This window comes from Microvirga sp. M2 (genome assembly GCF_047497095.1).
Lineage (GTDB): Bacteria > Pseudomonadota > Alphaproteobacteria > Rhizobiales > Beijerinckiaceae > Microvirga.
Window position 1 is genome coordinate 3606847 of record NZ_CP134063.1, and the last position, 22436, is coordinate 3629282.

General features: G+C 65.2%; 20 protein-coding genes and 1 tRNA gene. 14 read left to right on the forward strand and 7 right to left on the reverse strand.

Annotated elements, in window-relative coordinates; all coding sequences use genetic code 11:
- Positions 1-3: 3 nt before the first annotated feature.
- From RE429_RS17140 to RE429_RS17150, 3 genes are read right to left on the reverse strand one after another with little or no spacing between them, the layout of a single operon-like run.
- The gene (locus RE429_RS17140) at positions 4-615 is read right to left on the reverse strand and encodes a DUF2585 domain-containing protein (RefSeq protein ID WP_414471915.1); all 612 of its coding nucleotides are present in this window, start codon (positions 613-615) and stop codon (positions 4-6) included.
- Complete coding sequence (locus RE429_RS17145; protein WP_414471916.1) at positions 602-1789, reverse strand: FAD-binding protein; 1188 nt, start codon at positions 1787-1789, stop codon at positions 602-604. The genes RE429_RS17140 and RE429_RS17145 overlap by 14 nt, the downstream gene beginning before the upstream one ends.
- Complete coding sequence (locus RE429_RS17150; protein WP_414471917.1) at positions 1786-3219, reverse strand: FAD-linked oxidase C-terminal domain-containing protein; 1434 nt, start codon at positions 3217-3219, stop codon at positions 1786-1788. Before RE429_RS17150 ends, RE429_RS17145 begins: the two co-directional genes overlap by 4 nt.
- Before the next feature lie 136 nt (positions 3220-3355).
- Between RE429_RS17150 and RE429_RS17155 the strand changes: the two genes are divergently transcribed.
- The 7 genes from RE429_RS17155 to bfr all read left to right on the forward strand — a co-directional run bounded on the left by RE429_RS17155 (position 3356) and on the right by bfr (position 8272).
- Positions 3356-3745, forward strand: a complete 390-nt coding sequence (locus RE429_RS17155; protein ID WP_414471918.1) for a c-type cytochrome — start codon at positions 3356-3358, stop codon at positions 3743-3745.
- Complete coding sequence (locus tag RE429_RS17160) at positions 3742-4548, forward strand: (Fe-S)-binding protein (protein WP_414471919.1); 807 nt, start codon at positions 3742-3744, stop codon at positions 4546-4548. Before RE429_RS17155 ends, RE429_RS17160 begins: the two co-directional genes overlap by 4 nt.
- Positions 4545-5978, forward strand: coding sequence for a LutB/LldF family L-lactate oxidation iron-sulfur protein (locus RE429_RS17165; protein ID WP_414471920.1), 1434 nt, complete (start codon positions 4545-4547; stop codon positions 5976-5978). The genes RE429_RS17160 and RE429_RS17165 overlap by 4 nt, the downstream gene beginning before the upstream one ends.
- A complete protein-coding gene (locus tag RE429_RS17170) occupies positions 5975-6646 on the forward strand; it encodes a LutC/YkgG family protein (protein WP_414471921.1) in 672 nt (223 codons plus the stop codon). Before RE429_RS17165 ends, RE429_RS17170 begins: the two co-directional genes overlap by 4 nt.
- 63 nt (positions 6647-6709) lie before the next feature.
- Positions 6710-7294 carry a putative glycolipid-binding domain-containing protein gene (locus RE429_RS17175; RefSeq protein WP_414471922.1) on the forward strand — a complete coding sequence of 195 codons (585 nt, stop codon included), beginning with the start codon at positions 6710-6712 and terminating at the stop codon, positions 7292-7294.
- Between the two features lie 117 nt (positions 7295-7411).
- Complete coding sequence (locus RE429_RS17180) at positions 7412-7669, forward strand: bacterioferritin-associated ferredoxin (RefSeq protein WP_414471923.1); 258 nt, start codon at positions 7412-7414, stop codon at positions 7667-7669.
- Between the two features lie 117 nt (positions 7670-7786).
- A complete protein-coding gene (gene bfr, locus RE429_RS17185; protein WP_414471924.1) occupies positions 7787-8272 on the forward strand; it encodes a bacterioferritin in 486 nt (161 codons plus the stop codon).
- Between the two features lie 254 nt (positions 8273-8526).
- Here the strand turns inward: bfr and RE429_RS17190 are convergent, their stop codons facing one another.
- Together RE429_RS17190 and RE429_RS17195 are read right to left on the reverse strand one after the other, a co-directional pair.
- Positions 8527-11250: a GNAT family N-acetyltransferase gene (locus tag RE429_RS17190; protein WP_414471925.1), complete on the reverse strand. Its 2724-nt coding sequence runs from the start codon at positions 11248-11250 to the stop codon at positions 8527-8529.
- 251 nt (positions 11251-11501) lie between these two features.
- Positions 11502-14276, reverse strand: a complete 2775-nt coding sequence (locus tag RE429_RS17195) for an ATP-binding protein (RefSeq protein ID WP_414471926.1) — start codon at positions 14274-14276, stop codon at positions 11502-11504.
- Between the two features lie 198 nt (positions 14277-14474).
- Here RE429_RS17195 and RE429_RS17200 point away from each other — a divergent pair, with 198 nt between their 5' ends.
- From RE429_RS17200 to RE429_RS17230, 7 genes are all read left to right on the forward strand, one after another.
- Positions 14475-14855: a phasin gene (locus tag RE429_RS17200; RefSeq protein ID WP_414471927.1), complete on the forward strand. Its 381-nt coding sequence runs from the start codon at positions 14475-14477 to the stop codon at positions 14853-14855.
- A 33-nt stretch (positions 14856-14888) separates the two neighbouring features.
- Complete coding sequence (locus RE429_RS17205) at positions 14889-15407, forward strand: phasin family protein (protein ID WP_414471928.1); 519 nt, start codon at positions 14889-14891, stop codon at positions 15405-15407.
- Between the two features lie 43 nt (positions 15408-15450).
- The gene (locus RE429_RS17210) at positions 15451-15849 is read left to right on the forward strand and encodes an NUDIX hydrolase (protein ID WP_414471929.1); all 399 of its coding nucleotides are present in this window, start codon (positions 15451-15453) and stop codon (positions 15847-15849) included.
- Positions 15807-16046, forward strand: a complete 240-nt coding sequence (locus tag RE429_RS17215; protein WP_414471930.1) for a hypothetical protein — start codon at positions 15807-15809, stop codon at positions 16044-16046. Before RE429_RS17210 ends, RE429_RS17215 begins: the two co-directional genes overlap by 43 nt.
- Before the next feature lie 299 nt (positions 16047-16345).
- A complete protein-coding gene (locus RE429_RS17220; protein ID WP_414471931.1) occupies positions 16346-17050 on the forward strand; it encodes an outer membrane protein in 705 nt (234 codons plus the stop codon).
- A 426-nt stretch (positions 17051-17476) separates the two neighbouring features.
- Positions 17477-19915 (forward strand): EAL domain-containing protein, encoded by a 2439-nt coding sequence (locus RE429_RS17225; protein WP_414471932.1) that lies wholly within the window; start codon positions 17477-17479, stop codon positions 19913-19915.
- A gap of 921 nt (positions 19916-20836) precedes the next feature.
- A complete protein-coding gene (locus RE429_RS17230) occupies positions 20837-21145 on the forward strand; it encodes a hypothetical protein (RefSeq protein WP_414471933.1) in 309 nt (102 codons plus the stop codon).
- Positions 21146-21245: 100 nt separating this feature from the next.
- Here RE429_RS17230 and RE429_RS17235 read toward each other — a convergent pair.
- Together RE429_RS17235 and RE429_RS17240 are read right to left on the reverse strand one after the other, a co-directional pair.
- A tRNA-His gene (locus RE429_RS17235) sits at positions 21246-21322 on the reverse strand.
- Positions 21323-21444: 122 nt separating this feature from the next.
- Complete coding sequence (locus RE429_RS17240; protein WP_414471934.1) at positions 21445-22419, reverse strand: tripartite tricarboxylate transporter substrate-binding protein; 975 nt, start codon at positions 22417-22419, stop codon at positions 21445-21447.
- Between the last annotated feature and the right edge of the window lie 17 nt (positions 22420-22436).

Here is a 22436-nt window from a genome sequence, read left to right on the forward strand (position 1 = left end):
ATCTCAAATCGCCGATTGCCACCGGTCGATGGCCTCGACCGGGTAGATCAGCATGATGATATTCAGGGCGAGATTGTCCCGGATCCAGTACCCGACGAACAGCTCCATCAGCACGGCTGCGGCGACCGTCAGCCCGACCGGAAAGGCTCGGGCCAGGAAGAATCCGAGGGCCATGAAGGATATGTCCGACACCGAATTGATGACGCTGTCGCCGTAATAGTCGAGAGCGATATTCGTCGCACGGTAGCGGTCGATCACCATGTCGGTGTTCTCGACGATCTCCCACGCCGCCTCCAGCCCGAGCGCGAGAAGAAACGCCACGCCGAGCGGCAGCCGCTGTCCTCGCAGCCGGCCGATGAGCCACGTTCCGAAATAGAACAGGAAGCCGTGGATGACGTGCGAGGGCGTGTACCAATCCATCAGGTGCTGGGAGTTGCCGGAATCGTGCACGACGCCGTGCCAGAGCTCCACGTATCCGCATGTGCAGATCGGCGTGCGGCCCATGGCGAGGAGGATCGCGGCCGTCCCTGCGACGAGCCCGACGGCCAGAGCGGCGACAACGGCAGGCCTCAAGGGACTCTTCGCGGCAGCGATACCCATCTCAGACGCCCGCATACATCCGCCCCGGATTGAGAATCCCCGCCGGATCGAAGGAGGCCTTGATGCCTTTCGTGAGCGCCATCACGGTCTCGTTCTGCGGCTCGAACACATCGACGGCCGAGCGCATCTCGGCAGGCGCGCGCACGAGGGTCGCGTGGCCGCCGAGAGCGCGCGTCGCATCCCGCAGGATAAAAGCGCCCGCATCGTCGTTGACGGGCGTCGAGAGCCAGATGAGGCCGCCGCCCCAATCGTAGAACCATTGCGCATCGAGCGACTGCGCGATGCGCTTCGTGAATTCGGGCCCCTTCGCGGGCGCCGTCGAGACACGCCAGATCGCGCGGTCCGGGCCATCGGTCAGCACGGTGGCGTCGCGCAGGGACTGCCACACGGCCTCCGCGCCCCGGCCCTCCAGGATATCCGTGGAACCGCCGAAGCGCTTGAGCAGGCGGCGCAGCTCGCCGAGGCGGTAATCGACCGATACGGAGAAGCCTTCGAGCCGGATCAGCGTGCTCGCCCCCTGCCTGTCGCGGGCCGGAATATGCGCCGCGCCCGTCACGTCGAAGGGGGAGCCGAGCGCCTGCGAGAGCGCCTCCACGGCCTGCGCGTCCTTGAGGCCGCGCAGGACCAGCGTCGCCATGCGCTCCTGTCTGGGGAGCACCTTGAAGGTCACCTCCGTGAGAAAGCCCAGCGTGCCCCAGGAGCCGGCCATGAGCTTGACGAGATCGAGGCCGGTGACGTTCTTCATCACACGGCCGCCCGATTTCACCACCTCGCCGCGCCCGTTGACGAAGCGCACGCCGATGAGGCTGTCGCGGGCCGCCCCCGCCATGATGCGGCGCGGGCCCGAGATGTTCATGGCCGCGACCGCCCCGATGGTGGGCTCCGCCTTCGTGCCGAGCAAAGGACGGTAATCCATCGGCTCGAAGGGCAGCTCCTGCCCCTTTTCGGCCAGCATCCGCGTCACCTCGGAGACGGGCGTGCCGCTCTTCGCGGAGATGACCATCTCGGCGGGCTCGTAGAGCGTGATGCCCGTCATCGCACCCGACGAGATCGACGAATCCGTCTGATTGGGACGGCCCATCTCGGCTTTCGTGCCCTGGCCGGAAAGGCTGAGCAGGATGCCCTTTTCGGAAGCGCCTCGGATGACCGCAGAGGCGTCCTGCTCGTCACGGGGAAGATGGGTGGTCACGCGGCAAGCCTTCCTTCCAGGGGAAACACTTTGGCGGGGTTGAGCAGCCAGAGCGGATCGAACACGCCGCGCACGCGCATCTGCTGGGCGAGATCGGCCTCGTTGAACTGGCACGTCATGAGGTCGCGCTTCTCGATGCCCACGCCGTGCTCGCCCGTGAGGCAGCCGCCGACTTCCACGCAGAGCCTGAGAATGTCCTCGCCCGCCTTCTCGGCCTTTTCCATCTCGCCCGGCACATTCGTGTTGAACATGACGAGCGGATGCAGGTTGCCGTCGCCCGCGTGGAACACGTTGGCGACGCCGAGGCCGTAGGATTTGGCGATCTCGTCGATGCGCCTGAGCACATAGGGCAGCTGGCCCGTGGGGATCGTGCCGTCCATGCAGATGTAATCGGCCACGCGGCCCGTCGCCCCGAAGGCCGATTTGCGCCCCTTCCAGATCGCCGCGCTTTCGGCCTCCGACTGCGAGACCTTGATGGTCTTCGGCCTGAAGGGTTCCGCGATCGCGACGATGCGCCGGAGCATGTCGTCGATCTCCTGATCCGAGCCCTCGACCTCCACGATGAGCATGGCCTCCACGTCGAGCGGATAGCCCGCATGCGCGAAGGCCTCGCAGATCTCGATGGCGGGTTTGTCCATGTATTCCAGCGCCACCGGAATGATGCCGGCGCCGATGATCGCGGCCACGCAGGCGCCCGCATCCTCGACCGACCCGAAGCCGAACAGGGCCGGACGCGCGCCCTCCGCGGCACGAAGAATGCGCACGACGGCCTCGGTGACGACGCCGAGCTGCCCCTCCGAGCCGCAGATCAGGCCGAGCAGATCGTAGCCGGGGCTGTCGAGATGCTCGCCGCCGATCTCCACCACCGTGCCATCGAGCATCACCATGGTGACGCCGAGCAGGTTGTTGGTGGTCACGCCGTATTTGAGGCAATGCGCCCCGCCGGAATTCATGGCGATGTTGCCGGCGATCGTGCAGGCCAGCTGACTCGACGGGTCGGGAGCGTAGAAAAATCCCTCGTAGGCGACGGCCTGGCTGATGCCGAGATTGGTGATGCCGGATTGCACCCTTGCCGTCCGGCCCTCGAAATCGACGTCGATCACGCGGTTCATCTTGGCGACACCGAGCACGATGGCGTCAGGCTGAGGGATCGCGCCGCCGCACAGCGAGGTTCCCGCGCCGCGCGGCACCACCTTCACGCGATGCTCGTGGCAGAAGCGCAGGACGGCGGACACCTCCTCCGTCGAGGACGGCAGCACCACGGCGAGCGGCATCTGCCGGTAGGCGGTCAGGCCGTCGGTCTCGAAGGCCCGGCGCTCGTCCTCCGACACGATGAGGGCCTCCGAAGCGACAAGGCGCCCCAATCCCTCGACGATCTCCTTGCGGCGCGCCAGAATCGCTTCGTCCGGCTTGGGAAATGCGATGGTCATGACACCCTCCTTGGCGTTGTCCGGCTGCTGTCACGGCATAGCTGCCCTTCTCCACAAGGTAGCTGGCCTTGAGAGATTTTTCCAATAATGTAGAGCTCCTCTAAGATGGGACATCGGTCCAGAAAAGGAGTTTTTGATGCGTTCCTTGGTTCTCTCAGCCGCCATCCTGCTCGCTGGCCTCGCTCAGGCCCAGGCGCAGGACGCCGCCGCCGGCGAAAAGGTTTTCGCCCAGTGCCGCGCCTGTCACCAGATCGGGCCGAACGCCAAGAACGCCGTCGGTCCCGAGCTGAACGGCGTCATCGGTCGGCACTCCGGATCGGTCGAAGGTTATAACTATTCGCCGGCCAACAAGAATTCCGGCCTGACCTGGGACGAGGCGACGTTCCGCGACTATATCCAGAACCCCAAGGCGAAGGTTCCCGGCACCAAGATGATCTACGCGGGTCTCAAGGACGAGCAGAAGATCAACGATCTCGTCGCGTTTCTGAAGCAGTTCGACGCTCAGGGGCAAAAGGTCACGCAATGAGCGTCCTGCCTTCCAGCCGATCCGGGAAACCCCGGGTCGGCCTTTTCGTGACCTGCCTCGTCGACCTGATGCGCCCCTCCGTGGGCTTTGCCGCCGTGAAGCTTTTGGAGGACGCGGGCTGCACCGTCGAAGTCCCCGTTCAGACCTGCTGCGGCCAGCCCGCCTACAATTCAGGCGATCGGGGCACCACGCGGGATCTGGCCATGCGGATCATCGAGACCTTCCAGGATTTCGACTACGTGGTCGCTCCCTCGGGTTCCTGCGCCGGGATGATTCGGAAACACTATCCCGAACTGTTCGAGGAAGACCCGAACTGGCGTGCGAAGGCCAGCGTGCTGGCGGCCAAGACCCATGAGCTGACGAGCTTTCTCGTGGATGTCCTCGGCGTCACGCAGGTCGACGCGTCCTATCATGGCGCCGTGACCTATCACGATTCCTGCTCCGGCCTTCGCGAACTCGGCGTGAAGACCCAGCCGCGCATGCTCCTGTCCAGCGTCAGGGGGCTGACCCTCGTCGAGATGAAGGACAGCGACGTGTGCTGCGGCTTCGGCGGCACCTTCGCGGTCAAATACAGCGACATCTCCGGCGCCATCGTCGACGCCAAGGTGAGGAACGTGGAAGACACCCATGCGCCGACCCTGCTCGCGGGCGATCTCGGCTGCCTCATGAACATGGCGGGCAAGCTCACCCGGGACGGCAAGCCGGTCCAGGTGCGGCACGTGGCCGAGGTCCTCGCCGGCATGACGGACGAACCGGCCATCGGCCTCGCCAAGGATGCGGCGCTCAAGTCATATCAGCCATGAACGTTCACACCACGTCTCCCCAGTTCAAGCAGAACGCAGCCCGGGCGCTGCACGATGCCCAGCTCCAGAAAGCGCTGGGCAACGTGAAGCAGGGTTTCATCGACAAGCGCCAAGCGGCGGCCGACAAACTCCCCGAATTCGAGGCCCTGCGGGATTCCGCCCGCGACATCAAGAACCACACGCTCGAGCATCTCGATCTCTATCTCGAGGCCTACGAGACGAAGGTGAAGGCTTCCGGCGGCCATGTGCATTTCGCCCGCAACGCGGACGAGGCGCGCGAGATCATCTTAAAAATCTGCCGGGACGCGGGCGCGAAGACGGTCACGAAGGGCAAGTCGATGATCTCCGAGGAAATCGAGATCAATCGCTACCTGGAAGCCAACGGCATCAGGCCCGTCGAGACCGACCTCGGCGAATACATCATCCAGCTGCGCAACGAGCTGCCGAGCCACATCATCGCCCCTGCCGTCCACCTCAACGCCACCCAGGTGGAGCAGGATTTCCGCCGCGTCCACACGCATCTCGACGCCAGGCGCGATCTCTCCGAGCCCGTGCAGCTGCTGACCGAGGCGCGCGCCGTGCTGCGGGAGCGCTTCCTTTCGGCGGATGTCGGGATCACGGGGGCGAACTTCCTGGTGGCGGAGACCGGCACGTCGATCATCGTCACCAACGAAGGAAACGGCGACCTCACGCAGATCCTGCCGAAGACGCATATCGTTCTCGCATCCATCGAGAAGCTGGTGCCGACGCTGGAAGATGCGAGCCAGCTGCTCCGCGTTCTCGCGCGCTCGGCCACGGGCCAGGAGATGTCGGTCTACACCACGTTCTCCACGGGCCCTCGCCGCCCCGGCGACGCGGACGGCCCCGAGAACTATCACGTGGTGCTCATCGACAACGGGCGCTCCTCCATGCTCGGCACGAGCTTCGAGGAGATGCTGCGCTGCATCCGCTGCGGCGCATGCATGAACCATTGCCCGGTCTATCACGCGGTCGGCGGACACGCCTATGGCTGGGTCTATCCCGGTCCCATGGGGGCGGTCCTCACCCCGTCGCTCATCGGGGTCGACAAGGCGGGCCACCTGCCCAACGCCTCCACCTTCTGCGGACGCTGCGAGAGCGTGTGCCCCGTGCGCATTCCGCTGCCCAAGCTCATGCGCCACTGGCGCGAGCGGGAGTTCGAGCGGCACCTTTCTCCCGCTTCCGTGCGCTCGGGCCTTGCCCTCTGGGGCTTCTTCGCGAGACGCCCGGCCCTCTACCGACTCGCGACGCGCGCCGCCATGGCGACGCTTGGCCTCGCGGGACGCCGGCGCGGACGCTTCTCCTGGCTGCCACTGGCGAAGGGCTGGACGAAGTACCGTGATTTTCCGGCTCCCCAGGGCGAAACCTTCCAGGCGCGCTGGAAGCGTGACCGCAAAGGACGAACCGCATGAGCGCCCGTGACGAGATTTTCGCCGGCATCCGCCGCTCCCTGGGCGTGAACGGCAACGAGACGATCCGCAGGCAGATCGTCCAGGACCGGCTGGAACGGGCGCCGAAGGGCGTGATCCCCGCTCGCGGGCAGGTCTCCGGCGAGGAGCGCATCGCGCTGTTCACGACGATGGCCGAGGCCTCCCTCGCCACCGTGACGGAGGTCGCCTCTCCCGCCGAGGTGCCGCAAACCATCGCGCTGTTCCTGCGCGGTCACAATCTCCCGGCGACCCTGCGCATGGGCGAGGATCCGCGCCTGAAAGCCATGCCCTGGGGCGAGACGACGCTGGAGATCTCGCACGGCCCGAGCCAGGGCGGCGACCTCAACGCCGTCAGCCATGCCTTCGGCGGCGTGGCCGAAACCGGGACGCTCGCCCTGATCTCGGGGCCGGAGAACCCCTCCACGCTCAATTTCCTGCCGGACAACCACATCGTCGTGGTCTCGGCCAGGGACATCGCGAGCGACTACGAATCCGTGTGGAACCGGGTGCGCTTCTCCTTCGGCAAGGGCGGCATGCCGCGAACGGTGAACTGGATCACCGGCCCGTCCCGCTCCGGCGACATCGAGCAGACCCTGCTGCTCGGCGCCCACGGTCCCCGCCGGGTGCATGTGGTGGTGGTGCGGGAGTAAAAAGGCGGACTCGCCAAGTCTGCGCGGGAGCGTATTCTCGTCCTGCGCAGCTTGGAGGCCGCCATGCCGTCCCGTTCCATGTCGTCCCGCCCCCTGATCTTCCGCACGCTTCGCTGGTCCGCCTGGGACGGAAGCGACGCGGGCCTCGAACAGACCGATATCCGCCCGGCCGACGGCGGCCATACAATCGCCGGCGTCGTGATCGGCCGGGAGGACGGCACGACATTCGCCCTGCACTACCGGCTGAGGGTGGATTCCGCCTGGCGGACCAAGGCGGTCCATCTCCAGACCACCTCCGGGCGCACCCTGGACCTGGAGAGCAACGGGCAAGGCAGCTGGACCGAGAGCGGCAAGCCCCAGCTCGAGCTTCAGGGCTGCATCGACGTCGACATCCAGGCCACGCCCTTGACCAACACCCTGCCGATCCGCCGGCTGGAATGGGCGGCCGGACAGGGCACCGAGATCCGCCTCTGCTACATCGCCGTTCCGGACCTGAGCGTCTCGGCCCGCACCCAGCGCTACACGGCCCTTAAGCCTGGCTCACTCTATCGCTTCGAGAGCCTGGAGAGCGGTTTCACCGCCGATCTGCCGGTCGATGAAGACGGATTCGTACGGGATTATCCCGGCTTGTTCCGACGCCTGGACTGACCGTTTTCCGCCTGCGTGACAACTCGGCGCGCCCCCGAGCCCTGGCGCTTTGCCGAAATATCGGCTAAGTGTTTGAAATCAAAAGTAGTTTTTAATAGTTCTAAACTAGAAGACCAGATGATCGTCTGCTCCTGCAACATTCTCTCCGACGGCGATGTGAAAGGCTGCATGAAGCCCGGGCCCGATTGCCCGCGTTCCCCTGCGCAGGTCTATCGATGCCTTGGCTGCAGCCCCAATTGCGGACGCTGCGCCCGAACGATCCGTGACATCATGGACAAGGCGCTCGCCGATGCGGGAGCGGCTCCGGTCGCCGCCTGCCAGCGGGGCTGCTGCCCCGCCTCGCTCGAGAAAGTGGCCGCCGAACCTCACCTTTGAACCGAACCTCACCTTTGAACCGAACCTCACCTTTGAACAATGAGAGTTTCACCCTAGTTCAAAAATCATCTAAGAAGAGCCCGGCCCTGCCGGGCGCTGTTTTGATGAGAGGGTAGGATGAAGGGTGATCCGAAGGTAATCGAGTATCTCAATCGCGGCCTGCGCAGCGAGCTGACGGCGGTCAATCAGTATTGGCTGCATTATCGGCTTCTCGATGACTGGGGCTACAAGGAACTCGCCAAGGCCTGGCGCAAGGAATCCATCGAGGAGATGCACCACGCGGACCGCTTCATCGAACGCATCATCTTCCTCGAAGGCTTCGCCAATCTTCAGGTGCTCGATCCGCTCCGCATCGGCCAGAACATCCAGGAAATTCTCGAATCCGACCTCGCGGCCGAGTACGACGCCCGCAATCTCTACGGTGAGGCGGCCGCCTATTGCGAGAGCATCGGCGACCGGGTGTCGAAGAACCTCTTCGAAGAACTGATGGCCGACGAGGAAGGCCATATCGACTTCCTCGAGACCCAGCTCACCCTCGTCGAACAGGTCGGCGTCGAGCTCTACGCCCAGAAGCATATCGGCGGCCTCAAGGACGACGACTGAGGCGAGCCTCAGAACACCGCCTCACAGGAACATCGACAAAGGGCGGTGACGTGCCGGAGCACGTCACCGCCCTTTTCGCATGCGCTCAGGACCGGCCTCGCGTATCGCGCGGCCTGCCGGGTCCGCACGCTGCTTCCTTCTTGGAAAGAACGCATCTTTTCACGCAAAACCGGTTCCCACTTCCCGCGTTCGAGGCTCTCCTTGCTTGAGCATCTTTTCACGCAAAACCGGTTCCCACTTTTGCGTTCGAGGCTCTAAGGAGCATCCGCCAGCTTCCCGGGCTCCTCGATGGACGCGATGGGAAGCGTCACGAGACGCAGCTCCGGATCGTCGGGGTCGGCCCGCACGGAAAAGCCGAGATCGCGGCACATGTCGAGCATCGTGCTGTTCTCGCGGAGAACCTGTCCCTCGACCTCGCGCAGTCCCTCCACCTTCGCCCATTCGATCATCTGACGCATGAGGGTCCATCCAAGGCCCATCCCCTTGAGATCGGAGCGCAGGAGAATGCCGTATTCGCCCGTCTCATGGTTTGCGTCCGCATGCACGCGCACGGCGCCCATCATCTCACCGGTCGCTTCATCGAAGGCCACGAACGCGATGGCGCGGGCATAGTCGAGCTGCGTCAGACGCGCCAGGAAGGTGTGGCTGAAGTCGCGGACGGGTGCGAAGAAGCGAAGGCGCAGATCCTCCGGCGTGATCTTCTCGAAGAACCGCTTGAACGCTTCCTCGTCCTCGGGCCTGACGGGACGCACGAAAGCCTTGCGTCCGTTGCGCAGGGTGATCATGCGCTCCCACTCCGTCGGATAGGGCCTGACGGCGAAGCGCGGATGGCCGCTCCCCTTCCTGACCTCCGGGGCCACGAGCACGCGGGCGTCGACCGCGATGACGCCCGTGTGATCGGCCAGCAGCGGATTGATGTCGAGCTCCCGCACCTCCGGCACGTCGGCGGCGAGCTGCGCGATCTTCACGAGGGTGAGCGCGATCGCACGCTCGTCGGCGGCGGGCACGTCGCGATAGGCCTTGAGACGGCGCGCGACGCGGGTGTGGGCGATGAGATCGTCCGCGAGCTTCAGATCGAGGGGCGGCAGGGCCAGCGCCCTGTCGTTGATGACCTCCACGGCCGTTCCGCCGCGCCCGAACAGCACGACCGGACCGAAGGCCGGATCGTCGGCGAGGCCCGCGATCAGCTCGCGCGCCTTGGCCCGGCGCACCATCGGCTGAACCATGACGCCGGTGATCGCCGCATCCGGCCGCAGGCGTGCGGCGCGCTCAAAGATATCGGCCGCCGCCTTGCGCACCGATTCCTCCGTCGTGAGATCGAGCTGGACGCCGCCGATGTCGGATTTGTGCACGATATCGGGCGAGAGCACTTTGACCGCCACGCGGCCGCCCTCGGCGATGATGGACCTTGCGGCTTCGACCGCCTCCCCCGGCGTCGTCGCCAGCATCACCGGGGCCGTGGGGATATCGTAGGCCCGGAGAAGCGCATCGACCTCGAGGGGATTGAGCCAGCGGCGGTTCTCAGCCAGCACCTGAGCGACGATCGCGCGCGCGGCCTCCGGGTCCGGCGAGAAGTCATGCGGCAGGTTGTCGGGGGTCTCCATCAGCTCCGTCTGCGCCTGGCGATAGCGCACAAGCTGAATGAAGCCCCGCACCGCATCGGCTTCGGTCGCGTAATGGGGAATCCGCGCGGCCTCGAAAACCCGCGCCGAATCCGGATCCTCGCCGATCCAGGCCGCGAAGACCGGCTTCTGCTGGAACCCCTTGGCGCGATGGCGCCTGATGACCTCCGTCACGGTTCGCGCCACATCGGCCGCGCTCGCAACGGCTGTCGGCACGTTCAGGATGAGGACGGCGTCGTTCCCCGGATCGGCGAGCAGCGCTTCGAGCGCGCCGGCATAGCGGGCGGGATCCGCGTCGCCGATGATGTCGACGGGGTTCGACTGAGACCATGTCGGCGGGAGGATGGCGTTCAGCTGGGCAAACGTCTGGGGCGAAAGCTCGGCAAGCACTCCGCCCATGTCGATGAGACGGTCGGTCGCGAGAACGCCGACGCCGCCGCCGTTGGTGAGAAGCGCGAGGCGGTTGCCGGGGAACGGTTTCTGCCGCCCGAGAGTCTCGGCCGCCGCGAAGAGCTGATCGAGATCCAGCACCCGCAGCAGGCCGGCCCGGCGGAATGCGGCGTCGTAAACCGCATCGGAACCGGCCAGGGCGCCGGTATGGGTCGCGGCCGCCTTCGCCCCCTGGACATGGCGGCCCGCCTTGATCACCACGACGGGCTTGATGCGCGCCGCGGCGCGCGCCGCCGACATGAACTTCTTCGCGTTGTCGATCGACTCGATGTAGAGCAGGATCGCGCGGGTGCCCGCGTCCGCGGAGAAGAAATCGAGGCAATCGCTGAAATCGACATCCATCTTGTCGCCCAGGGACACGATGGCGGAAAAGCCGACCTGCCGCTTCGCCGCCCATTCCACCAGACCGACCGCCACAGCGCCCGATTGCGAGATGAGCGCGAGATCCCCGGGCTTCGCGTCGTGCGCCGCGAAGCTCGCATTCATGCGCACGCGCGGCGACAGAACGCCGATGCAATTGGGGCCCACGATGCGCAGGCCGTAGCGCCGCGCGGCGAGCCTCACCTGCTGCGACAGGGAATCCGCGCCGTAGCCGAGACCGGTCGTCGCGATGATGGCGGCGGCGACCCCTCTTTGTCCCGCATCCTCGATCACGCCCAGCACGCTGCGGGGCGGCACAGCGACGACGATGAGATCGGGCGTGTCGGGGAGCTTGGCGATGGAGGGATAGCAGGGCTTGCCCTCGACCTCGTCATGGTGCGGGTTGACGGGATAAAGCGCGCCCGCGAACCCGCCCTGGATCAGGTTCCTCAGGAACGTCAGCCCGAGAGAGCGGGCGCGCGGGCTCGCCCCGACGACGGCGATCGACCGCGGGGAAAACAGAGTGTCGAGCCGATAGGTGGACATGAGGCGATCCTTCGTCTCGCAGGAACCTTGGCGCATCGGGCGGGATCGGAGGCCCGCGCCGGTCCGATGCCTGTTGCAACTCTCCGAAGCTAGAGCATCGAACGCAGAAGTGGGAACCGGCTTTGCGTGGAAAGATGCTCAGGATCAAAATGTTACAGCATCGGATGTGAGTTCGATGTCACGTCCGATACTGTAACGTCCGAGACCCGAGGGTCAAATGCGTTGGATCAATTCCGGCGACCGCGCGGAGGCTACTCCGCCAGCACCCGGGTCGGCGGGAAGATCACCTCCACGAGCGTGCCCTCCTTGGGACTGCTCGTGATCTGCAGGGCGCCGCGATTGGCCTCGACGAGGGCCTTGGTAAGCGGAAGCCCGAGGCCCGTTCCACCGGGCCTGCGGGAGGTCGCGAGCTGGCGGAACGGTTCGAGCGCCGCCTCGACCTCCTCCGGTGTCATGCCGATGCCCGTATCCCGCACACGGAACGCCACCTCGCCCCGGTCCGTCATGGCGGTCGAGACGATCACCTGCCCGCCCGCATCCGTGAATTTGATGGCGTTGGACACGAGATTGAGTGCGATCTGGCGCATGGAGCGCTCGTCCGCCGCCACCTGCGGAATCCTGGACGCGAAGCTCGTGCGCACGACGATCCGGTCCCGCATGGCCTGCGGCTGAAGCAGGGTCACGCAGCCCGACACGAGGTCGTTGAGATTGACGCCGGTAAACGACAGTTCGAGACGGCCCGCCTCGACCTTCGCCAGATCGAGCAGGTCGTTCACGAGGCTGATCACATGCGATCCCGAGGCGTGAACATCGCGCAGATATTCCTTGTAGCGCTCGTTCCCGATCGGACCGAAGCGCTCTTCCAGCATCACCTCGGCAAAGCCGATGATCGCGTTGAGCGGCGTGCGGATCTCATGGCTGATCTTGGCGAGAAGATCGGATTTCTGGGCACTCGCCTGCTCCGCCGCGCGCCGGGCGCCGACGAGCTCGCCCTCCGTTTTCTTGAAGGTGGTCATGTCGCGCAGCACGGCGCAGAACTTGCGGCCCGCGCCCCCTTCCGCGGCGGCCCCTACCTGCCCCATGGTCATGAAGAGCGGGATGGTGCCGCCCTGCCGCTCGCGGCCCAGCACTTCGCGGCCGTCGTTCAGCAGCCCGGCGACTCCGGGCGAGCGCAGGCCCTCGAGGTAGTCGAGCGCTTCCTTGTGGCTTTCGGGCGCGAGCAGAACCGTGATCGCGCTGCCTGCGACCTCCCGCTGATGATAGCCGAACAGCGCTTCGGCCGAGCGGTTCAGGGTCAGGATCCGGCCGGTCTCGTCGAACAGGATGACGCCGTCGGTGGCCGTATCGAGGATCGATTCCAGTTCCAGCACGCGGCTGTCCTGCGCGCCCGATGCCTGATCCCGGCCGAACGACCTGCGGATGAGCATGAGCTGCGCCTGCCCGCCGTTCCACTCGCTCTCCGATCCCCGCACGGCGACCGCAACGGTCGCGCCGTCGCGCGTCGTGAGCGAGAGCCGCGTATCGTCCTCTGCGGACGGGTTCAGGGCGGGAGAGCCGCGAAACAGCTGCACGAGACCGCCCTCGCCCATGATCTCCTCGGCCGTCGGATAACCGGTCAGATCGAGGAGGAAGCGGTTGGCGAACAGAATGGTCTCGTCGCGATGAACGATGATGCCGACCGGGAGACGGTCGAGGATCCGGTCGGACCTGTCGGAGGACGAGGATCCGACCGATGCTGCCGGCGCGCCCTCGACGGGGCCCGCGAGATCGGCGGCGGCCTCTTCGTGCGGGCTCGCCGCCGCGAGAGGAGCTGCGGCTTCGGAGCTCTTTTCCTCAAGCCGCGCCCCCAGAGCGCGCGCAATCTCGCGAAAGGCGCTGCGCTCTGCGGACGACAGGCCGGGGGTGGGGCCCGGACGCGCGTTCTCGCCGATGGCGCCCTTTTGCGGGCTCTCATCGGCCGCCGGGGATCGGCCGGCAGGCTTGGGGCCCGAGAGCGCTTCCGCCACCCGGTCGCGCAAGTGGGCGAACCAGTTCTCGTCCTCTCGGGGGGCGCCCTCCGTGGCCTCCGGTTCTTCCGGCTGCGTCTCTTCGGGCGGAGAGAATGGCAGGGCAGCATCCGTGAGGTAGGTCTCGGCCTCGGCGACGGGACGGATCGCTCCGTCCCTCGCGCGCATCTCGCTCATGCGCAGCAGACCGAATCCGCGGAACCCGATGAACTCGCGGCCGGCCCCGAAGACCGGCATGCCGCCCAGATCGACCGGCACCTCCATGACGCGATCGTCCATGGCCCAATAGACCGTCCGGGCGCTCCAGGTCTCACGGCGGGCGAAGCGGCCGGCGATCTCCCCTCCGGGATCGGACACGACCGTCGCCGTCAGGTCGTCCCATGTCCGTCCCACGATCGACCCGGCCTGCCGGCCGACCGCTTCGGCGAGCGCCGGCGACACCTGGGTGAAACGTCCCCGGGCATCGGCCTGCCAGAGGAAACGGACGGAGCCGGGCGGCTTGCCCTGGGGCGCCGGGGCCTCCTCCGACGACGCGCTCGCGGGCCCGGGAACCGCATTCCGATCCTCCCGCCGATCCTCCCGCCGATCCTCCCGCCGATCCTGCGGCGAAACGGCGGTCGCGTCCCGGCGCTCGAAGCCGTGAGGGACCGGCCCCAACAGGGCCGTCACGAGAACCTCCTCCCCCGTCTCGAGAACGGCCAGGCGGCAGGCGCAGGCGACGGGTTGCCACGGGCGGATCGGGTTGAGGCGAAGCCGCTCCAGGCGCGCTCCCTTACGGGGCGCCGCTCCTCCGGCCAGGATTCTCAGGCGGTCACGGGCGCGAAGACCGGGGGCGAGCCTCCCTGCTGCATCGGTGTAGGCCTCCCGCAGCCCTTCGGCGGCGGGCGAGGCCCAGAGAAGCCGTTCGACGGCGCGGTCCCAGACGAGAACGGGCGCTCCGGGCCGGGCCATCAGGCCGAGATCCGGTTCGGCGGAAAGCCGTGCGACCAGCGCTTCGTATCGGTTGGGAGCCCCGTCCATGGCGGCCTCGATCCTACCTCTAAATAGAAGAGTCTTATGGAAAAGGTTTTAGACGATTGTTGGCAAGGTGGCAGCAGGTCCGGGCTCTTGAATCCATTTACTTTCAGGTAACCTTAATACTTCAGGCCCGAAGACGGTTGATTTTGCACCGCACAATGTGATATTGCACTGCACAAATATCTGAAAGAGGAGCGATCCATGGCGACGAACCCGAACCAGCCTTACGAAATCCCCGCCGAAATGCGGGACCTCGCGGAAAAAAGCGTCGAGCAGGCCCGCAAGGCCATCGACGGCTTCATGAACGCGGCCCAGAAGACGGTCGACACCTTCGAAGGCTCGGCCAACACGGTCCAGGCGAGCGCGAAGGATGCAACCCGCAAGACCTTCACCTATGCCGAGCAGAACCTTTCGGCCGCGTTCGACCTCGCCCAGCGCATGGTGCGCGCCAAGGACATGCAGGAAGCCATGCAGATCCAGGCCGAGTTCGTGCGCACCCAGTTCGAGGCCATGCAGAGCCAGATGAAGGAGTTCGGCTCCCTCGCCCAGACGGCGATGAAGCAGCCGGGCTCGAAGAAGTAAGCGCCTTCTCAGAAATCTCGCGAGGACGTCCCGATGACGGAAACCAGGAAGACCAGGACCCGCAACGCCAAGAGCGCGCCGAAGGCCGATCTCATCAGCGCGCCGAAGGCCGATCTCATCGCGCTGGCCGCGAAGCCCGCTGCCGAAGCGAAGGAGACGATGCGGGCCCCGGAACCCGCGCCCGCCCCGAAGGCTTTCGTTTCCGCCGCAGGGCCGGAGAGCGAGCCCTTCGCCTTGTCCCTGCGCGATCAGGGCGAGGTCATCCGTCAGGCGATGCGCGAAACGGTCGCCGCCTCCGCCAAGGGCGCTCTCGAGGTGAACGAGAAAGTCATCGAGGCCCTGCAGATCCAGGGCCATGCGGCCATCGACCTGTGGCGCACGGCGCTCGACAATTCCCGCGGCCCCGAAGGCTTCAAGGCTCAGACCGGCGCAGCCCGGCAGGCCTTCGAGACGGCCACCGCCCCGTGGAAGGACGTCGCCGAGGCAACGGCCCGCTGGATGGCCCGGAGCGTGGAGCCGCTGCAATCGGCCTTCCTGCGGCCGACCCGCTGATTGCCCGCTATCGGACATTCGCCTCATGCCTTAAGGCTTGGCCATGACCGGCCAAGCCTTTTCTCATTCGCGCATCCCCGTTCCGGCGGTCATCGCCGTCGTCGTTCACGAGGGACGCGCCCTTCTCGTGCGCAGAGCCAATCCGCCCGATGCGGGACTCTGGGGCTTCCCGGGCGGCAAGATCGATTTCGGCGAGACGGTCGCGGATGCCGCGATCCGGGAACTCCGGGAGGAGACCGGCATCGCCGCTGAGGCGCAGGAGCTCATCACCGCCCTGGACGTCCTAGCGCATCATGCGAAAAAGTGGATCCGGTTTTTCGCAAGAACGATGCGCTGTTCTAGGAGTGAGCATCGGATTCGATCCCAAAAGTGGTTTCCACTTTTGGGTCCGATGCTCCAGTGCCCGGCGACGACGGGAGCATCCGCCAGCACTACGTCCTGATCGCCGTCCGGTGCCGCTGGCTTTCGGGCGCCCCCCTGGCCGCCGACGACGCGCTCGAAGCGCGCTGGTTTTCCCTGTCCGAGCTCGATCCCGCAACGCTGCCCATGAGTGCGGACGTGGACGTGATCGCCCGGCAGGCCGAGGCCATGTCCAAGGCCATGTCCCAGGCCATGTCCCGTCAGGCGGATGGCCTCTGATCCCCGAACGATCCCCCGAAGCCGGACAAGAAAAAGCCCCGCCTTGGAAGCGGGGCGAAGTTTGTCTCTAAACTTTGGTTCGGCAAATTCAATCCGAGCGCCCTTTTGCAACGGGAGTATCGCGACAGCAACGACTCCAGTCTCTCATGGTTTATAAAAAGTAAAGATTCATAAATCATCAAGCATATCGCCAGCGAATACAGGCAATCATATTGCAGAGGTACCCCCTCCGGCTTATGACACCCGGGACAGGCAATTAATGCCTACCCTGCTTCGATGTTTGGAACGGAATGACAGTGATGCGTACCCTCCCCCTCAATCTCCTCGCCGGCGCAGCCGCCTTCGGCATCGTGTCCAGCGCCCAGGCCGCCGACCTGCCCTCCCGCTACTCCCCGGCCCCCGCCTACAATGCCCTGCCGGTCTTCACCTGGAGCGGGTTTTACGCCGGCGTGAATCTCGGCTACGGCCGCAGCACCGGCGCCAGCCAGGTTTATGACGAGGCCTTCAACGTCACCGGCGGCGGACGCAAGAGCGGCTTCCTGGGCGGCATCCAGGGCGGCTACAATTACCAGCTCGGCATGTTCGTGGTCGGCGCGGAAGCCGACCTCCAGTACGCTGCCATCGGGGACAAGAGCGCAACCTATCGCGGCATCAATTACCGGGGCGAGGACGACGGCTACTTCGGCACCGTCCGCGCCCGTGCGGGCCTTGCCATCGATCGCGCCCTCGTGTTCGGCACGCTCGGCTTCGCCTATGGCGACATCGGCGGCAACAAGGGTCTCGACGCGGCGCTCGGCTACCGCCGCGACAGCAGCGCGAGCGGCGGCTGGACCATGGGTGGCGGTGTCGAATATGCCGTCACGGACAATTTCACCGCGAAGGTCGAAGGCCTCTACGTGAACCTCGACACGAGCGACAACTATGCTCTCGCCAACCGCGTCGTCATCCGCCGCGACACGGAATTCGGCGTGTTCCGCGCCGGCCTGAACTACAAGTTCAACTAATTCAACCAAGTTCAACTGATTCAACGAAGCGGACCGGATCAAACCGGCAGGAGGGGCCCGATGCTCGCATCGGGCCCTTTTCGTCTTTGCGCACCGGACGGGAGCACGGACGGATCGCACGACAAAGGGTTACACGAACACAATCACGCCTCTTTTAAGACTTGCCTCCCGTCCGAAGACGGCGTCATAATTCGGCGCATCCACGACGATTGCCCATCCCGCCGGATCGGCGAATGAAATCCGAGATAGACCCTGCGGCCGCCGGCGATCCGGCGGCAGGCAGACATTAAGAGTGCAGCTATGCGTTTTTGGGGCCAATCATGGCTGCGCCAGCGGTTCTCCGGCGGTCGCGCGAGACCCCGGTTTCAAGATCGATCGCCGCTCCCCTCTCTCAAAATCTCAAGTTATGCCCGCTCTTTCGTGGAGATGACGACCGATTGCGTCTTCTTTCTCGATCGCGACTGGCGCTTCACGTTCTGCAATGCCCGCGCCGCGACGGAACTGGCCGCGAACGCCGATATCCTCGGCGCCTGCATCTGGGACAGATTCCCCCAGCTCGTCGGCACGATCTTCGAGGAGAACTATCGCGGCGCCGTGACAGAGCGCTCGACGCGGATCTTCGAAGCCTATTTCGAAGCGTTGTCCTCCTGGTACGAGGTTCACGCCACGCCCGTGGGCGACGATCTGATGGTCATCTTCCGCAACATCAACGATCAGCGCGCCGTGGCCGGGGCCTTCCAGGAGAGGGAGCAGCAGCTCGCCACCGTCTTCGGTCAGACCATGGTGGGCATCCTGCACCGGGACCTGAACGAGCGGGTGCTGATGGTCAATCAGCGCTTCTGCGACATGGTGGGCCGCAGCCGGGAGGAGCTGAACGGCCTTCCGATGAGCGCCTTCACGCATCCGGACGACATCGCGTCGAACACGGCCCAATTCCGGAAGCATCTCGAGAGCGCCACGCCCTTCCAGGTCGAAAAGCGTTATCTGCGCCCCGACGGCACGGCGGTCTGGTGCGCGGTCAACGTGTCCTTCGTCTGCGACGACACGGGAAAGCCCGTTTCCTCGATTGCGGTCGCCGAAGACATCCATGCCCGAAAGACGGCGGAGGAGAAGGCGCACGAGAGCCAGCGTCAGCTGGCGAGCTTCATCGATAACCTGCCGGGGATCGTCTATCAGGGCGACATCGCCGCGCCATGGCGCTTCACCTTGATCAGCGAAGGCGCCGAGACCCTGACCGAGTATACCGCGGGCGAATTCCTGCAAGGAACAATCAGCTGGAGAGAGATCGTCCATCCCGAGGATGTCCAAACGGTCGAGGATGCGGTTCTCGCCAGTATCATGAGCCGGCAGGTCTTCGACATCGTGTACCGCATCAGGACGAAGTCGGGCGACATCCGCTGGATGGTCGATCGTGGCCGATGCATCTACAGCCCATCGGGAGACCCCCTCTTCCTGGAAGGGATCATCAGCGACGTCACGAGCCAGAAGGAGGCCGAGGAGAAGATCCTCTGGGCGGCCCACCATGATCATCTGACGCGCCTGCCCAACCGCGCCCTTTTCCAGATCCGGCTCGGCAGGGCTCTCGAGCGGTCCGCCGGCCGCAACCGCAAGCTCGGTCTGGTGATCCTCGACGTGGATCATCTCAAGGAAATCAACGACACTCTCGGCCATGACGCGGGAGATGCCGTCCTGCAGGCGGTCGCCAACCGTCTCTGCGCCGCCGTGCGTCCCATCGATACCGTCGCCCGCAACGGCGGCGACGAGTTCGCCATCATCTTTCCCGAAATCGAGAGCGAGCAGGATATCAGGACCCTCATCGCGCCCATTCAGGAGCAGCTGCAGAAGCCCCTTCCCTTTTCCGGGCGCACCCTCGATTGCCGCGCCAGCATCGGGGCCAGCATCTGGCCGGATCACGCCAAGGAATCCGCCGAACTTCTGAAGCAGGCAGACATCGCCCTCTACACCGCCAAGGCCACAGGACGGGACAAGGTCATGGTTTTCGAACCATCCATGCGCACCGAGGCGCAGCAGAAAGCCGAGATGCGGAACAACGCGCGCGGAGCCATCGATACGCGCAGTATCGAGCCGTTCTATCAGCCGAAGGTGCATCTGAGCTCCGGCGAACTCGCGGGCTTCGAGGCCCTCCTCCGTTGGCGCAATCCGCGCGCCGGCATCGAACTGCCCGCAAGCATCCAGGCCGCCTTCGACGACCCGCATCTTGCCGTCGCGCTGAGCAAGCAGATGCACGACATGGTCTTCGACGACATGCGCCGCTGGTTGCAATCGGGCATTCCGTTCGGTCATATCGCCATCAACGCATCCGCGGCCGAGTTCAGGGGCATGGATTTCGCCGAACGGATTCTCGAGCGCCTGCGGAGCGGGGATATTCCGAACCACTGCCTCGAGATCGAGGTGACCGAGACGGTCTTTCTCGGGCGAGGCGCGGAATTCATCGAAAAGACCCTGCGGACTCTCAGCGCCGAGGGCGTGAAGATCGCGCTCGACGATTTCGGAACCGGCTATGCGTCGCTCTCGCACCTCAAGCAGTTCCCGGTGGACATCATCAAGATCGACCGCTCCTTCGTGCACGATCTGGCCAGCAATCCCGACGATCCGGCCATTCTTCAGGCCGTCGTCAGTCTGGGCAAGAGCCTCGGGATCACGACCGTCGCGGAAGGCGTCGAAACGGCCGTTCAGGCCGCCTTTCTGCGCAGCCAGGGCTGCGATCTCGGCCAGGGATTTCTCTTCGGCATGGCAAGCCCCAGCAAGCTCATCCCCGATCTGGTGGCCCACTGGAATCCGGGTGAGTTCAACCTTCCCGCATTGGACGATCATGTCCTGAAGGACAGGAAGCAGAGGCGCTAGCGCATCGTGCGAAAAAGTGGCCCCGGTTTTTCGCAGGAACGATGCGCTCACCTCAGAAGGGAGCATCGTGCGGACCCAGAGGGCCGCGTCGGCGAAAAGGGGACCTGATTTTCGCCATCGCGGCCCTCTGGGTCGCTCACAGGGACCTTCGGGTCGCGAGAGCAGCCCTTCGGGTCCACACACAACGATGCGCTCTTCAGGAAGAAGAGGAGCGGCCCCACGAAGCGAGGCTCGCTTTCTCCCTTCGAGGCTCGGTGCCGTCAGGAATCGACGATGGCCGCCGGCCCGCGCGCTCTGCCTCGCTCTGTTTGAGCGCAAGCAATCGCCGGGCGGCCTTTCCCCCCGATTCCGACGCATAGAGCCGGTCGTTCATCACTTCGATCTGCCACTGCTGAAACTCGAGCAGGGCCTTGAGACCCCTGACATGCGCTCTCAGCTCAAGGGCATCCTGCAATAGATTGGGACCGCAAGTTTTCATGAGACCACCCCCTGACGGTTTCGGGATGAATCGCGGGTGAACGCAATGATTTGAAAAAGGCCCGGAAGGGCCGGAGGCAAAGCGGACGAAGAAAAGCCGGACAAAGCACTTGTCGCGCCAACCGGGGCACGGGTCCCGGTCGACGGATACGAACCGGCATCGATGCGCGACTCGATGCCCGGATAGAATTACATTCGCGGTGCGCGCGCAAGGATCATGATGTCGCATGGCCAAGCTCGTCCGGAAGCGTGGCCGCGAAGGCCGTTAGCCTGCCTGAAAGGATCGCGCTGCTAAGCTTGCGGCGCTGGAAAAATAGCGCCTGTCGACCTGCGACATCGGCACCAGGAACGGCCCAGAACCGGGGACGTTGCCTCGATGTGCGTTTCGGCACGGCGGCACGATCGCGTGCATGGTCATCTCCCAGAGGTCAGGAGGACAAGTCGATGCGAGCCTTGGCGGTGACATCCCTGCTCGGCGTCTTCGGAATGGTTTCGCTCGGCGCCGCCGCGCGCGCCGAGGAAGCGAACACGCGCATTGCGGCCATGCCTTATTCGGACTGCCTCTCGATCATTGCCGAAACAGCGCAGGAAACCGGCGAAGCTCCGGTGCAAACCGTCAGCAACGATGACGAGACGACGGTCCGGATCAATGCCTCCGATGGCTTCGTCACCGTGTCCTGCAGCCGCTCCGGCAAGATGGTGCTGACGAAGAGCCCCGTGCCCGCGGCGGCAGGCCAGACGGCCGCCCGCTGAGAACAGCGCCCGGGCGATTTTCACCAACGATTCGGAAAAAATGCCTCGAACCTGCGAGGCTTATGCTTTCGATATCGAACTCGTGTCTTCGGTATCGAAGTGGTACAGCCGCCCCGGCTCGAACGGGGGACCCCCAGATCCACAATCTGGTGCTCTAACCAACTGAGCTACGGCTGCACGTGAGGCAGGGTGTAATCGCGCCCGCGATCAATTTCAAGGCTTCTTTGCGGTCGCAGGGTCAGAAATGACAACGGCGGGCGAATTCGCCCGCCGCCTCAAGGGATTAGCTGGCCAAAACTTTACTCTGCGGACGCTCCGGCGGCTTTGAGGACCGGGGTCCAGCGCGCCACTTCGCTCTCCACGAGCTTCTGGAGGGATTCCGGAGTCCGTTCCGCCGCCGTCGGGATGACGCCGCCGAGCTCCAGCAGACGCTTCTTCGTGTTCTCGTCGTCGAGGGACTTCGCGAGCGCGTCGTTGAGCTTCTTGACGATCTCCGCAGGCGTGCCCTTGGGCGCGAACACGGCGTTCCAGGCGCTGACCTCGTAGCCGTCGAGGCCCGCTTCCTTCGTGGTGGGAACGTTCGGCAGGACCGGGGAGCGCTCGGGGGTGGCGATGGCGAAGGCCTTGATGTTGCCGCCCTGGATCTGCGGCGCCACGTTGACGATCTGGTCGGTCATGTAATCGACCGTGTTGGCCATGAGATCGTTCAGGGCCGGGCCGGTCCCGCGATAGGCCACCATGGTGGGCTTGGCCTTGATGACCGAGTTGAAGAAGATGCCGGTCGAATGCGACACGGAGCCCACGCCCGCATGGGCCATGTTCACCTTGTCGCCGTTGGTCTTCATGTAGTCGAGAAAGCCCTTCAGGTCGTTGGCCGGAAAGTCCTTCTTGGCCACGATGACGATGGGGGTGCCGGCCGCGAGGCCGATGGGCGCGAAATCCTTGGCGGGGTCGTATTTCAGGTTGGGATAGAGAGCGGGCGCGGCGCCGTGGGTGCCCATGTGGCCCATCATGACCGTATAGCCGTCCGCTTGCGCCTGCGCCCCGCGGGTGATGCCGGTCGTGCCGCCGGCCCCGGCCACGTTCTCGATCACGATCTGCTGGCCGAGGGTGCGGGACATGTGGTCGCTCACGATACGGGCCACGACGTCGGTCGGCCCGCCGGCCGCGAAGGGCACGATCATGGTGATCGGACGGCTCGGGTAGTCCTGAGCCTGTGCGCCCGTTGCGGCGAGGCCCGCCACGGCCGCGAGGGTCAGCGCGATCTTCTTCATCAAGTTCCTCCCTTTGG

Excerpts from the sequence above, each read along its gene's own strand:
- RE429_RS17140 (WP_414471915.1), bottom strand. The coding sequence starts at position 615 with ATGCGGGCGTCTGAGATGGGTATCGCTGCCGCGAAGAGTCCCTTGAGG.
- RE429_RS17150 (WP_414471917.1), bottom strand. The coding sequence starts at position 3,219 with ATGACCATCGCATTTCCCAAGCCGGACGAAGCGATTCTGGCGCGCCGC.
- RE429_RS17155 (WP_414471918.1), top strand. The coding sequence starts at position 3,356 with ATGCGTTCCTTGGTTCTCTCAGCCGCCATCCTGCTCGCTGGCCTCGCT.
- RE429_RS17160 (WP_414471919.1), top strand. The coding sequence starts at position 3,742 with ATGAGCGTCCTGCCTTCCAGCCGATCCGGGAAACCCCGGGTCGGCCTT.
- RE429_RS17165 (WP_414471920.1), top strand. The coding sequence starts at position 4,545 with ATGAACGTTCACACCACGTCTCCCCAGTTCAAGCAGAACGCAGCCCGG.
- RE429_RS17170 (WP_414471921.1), top strand. The coding sequence starts at position 5,975 with ATGAGCGCCCGTGACGAGATTTTCGCCGGCATCCGCCGCTCCCTGGGC.
- RE429_RS17175 (WP_414471922.1), top strand. The coding sequence starts at position 6,710 with ATGCCGTCCCGTTCCATGTCGTCCCGCCCCCTGATCTTCCGCACGCTT.
- RE429_RS17180 (WP_414471923.1), top strand. The coding sequence starts at position 7,412 with ATGATCGTCTGCTCCTGCAACATTCTCTCCGACGGCGATGTGAAAGGC.
- bfr (WP_414471924.1), top strand. The coding sequence starts at position 7,787 with ATGAAGGGTGATCCGAAGGTAATCGAGTATCTCAATCGCGGCCTGCGC.
- RE429_RS17190 (WP_414471925.1), bottom strand. The coding sequence starts at position 11,250 with ATGTCCACCTATCGGCTCGACACTCTGTTTTCCCCGCGGTCGATCGCC.
- RE429_RS17195 (WP_414471926.1), bottom strand. The coding sequence starts at position 14,276 with ATGGACGGGGCTCCCAACCGATACGAAGCGCTGGTCGCACGGCTTTCC.
- RE429_RS17200 (WP_414471927.1), top strand. The coding sequence starts at position 14,475 with ATGGCGACGAACCCGAACCAGCCTTACGAAATCCCCGCCGAAATGCGG.
- RE429_RS17205 (WP_414471928.1), top strand. The coding sequence starts at position 14,889 with ATGACGGAAACCAGGAAGACCAGGACCCGCAACGCCAAGAGCGCGCCG.
- RE429_RS17210 (WP_414471929.1), top strand. The coding sequence starts at position 15,451 with ATGACCGGCCAAGCCTTTTCTCATTCGCGCATCCCCGTTCCGGCGGTC.
- RE429_RS17220 (WP_414471931.1), top strand. The coding sequence starts at position 16,346 with ATGCGTACCCTCCCCCTCAATCTCCTCGCCGGCGCAGCCGCCTTCGGC.
- RE429_RS17225 (WP_414471932.1), top strand. The coding sequence starts at position 17,477 with ATGACGACCGATTGCGTCTTCTTTCTCGATCGCGACTGGCGCTTCACG.
- RE429_RS17230 (WP_414471933.1), top strand. The coding sequence starts at position 20,837 with ATGCGAGCCTTGGCGGTGACATCCCTGCTCGGCGTCTTCGGAATGGTT.
- RE429_RS17240 (WP_414471934.1), bottom strand. The coding sequence starts at position 22,419 with ATGAAGAAGATCGCGCTGACCCTCGCGGCCGTGGCGGGCCTCGCCGCA.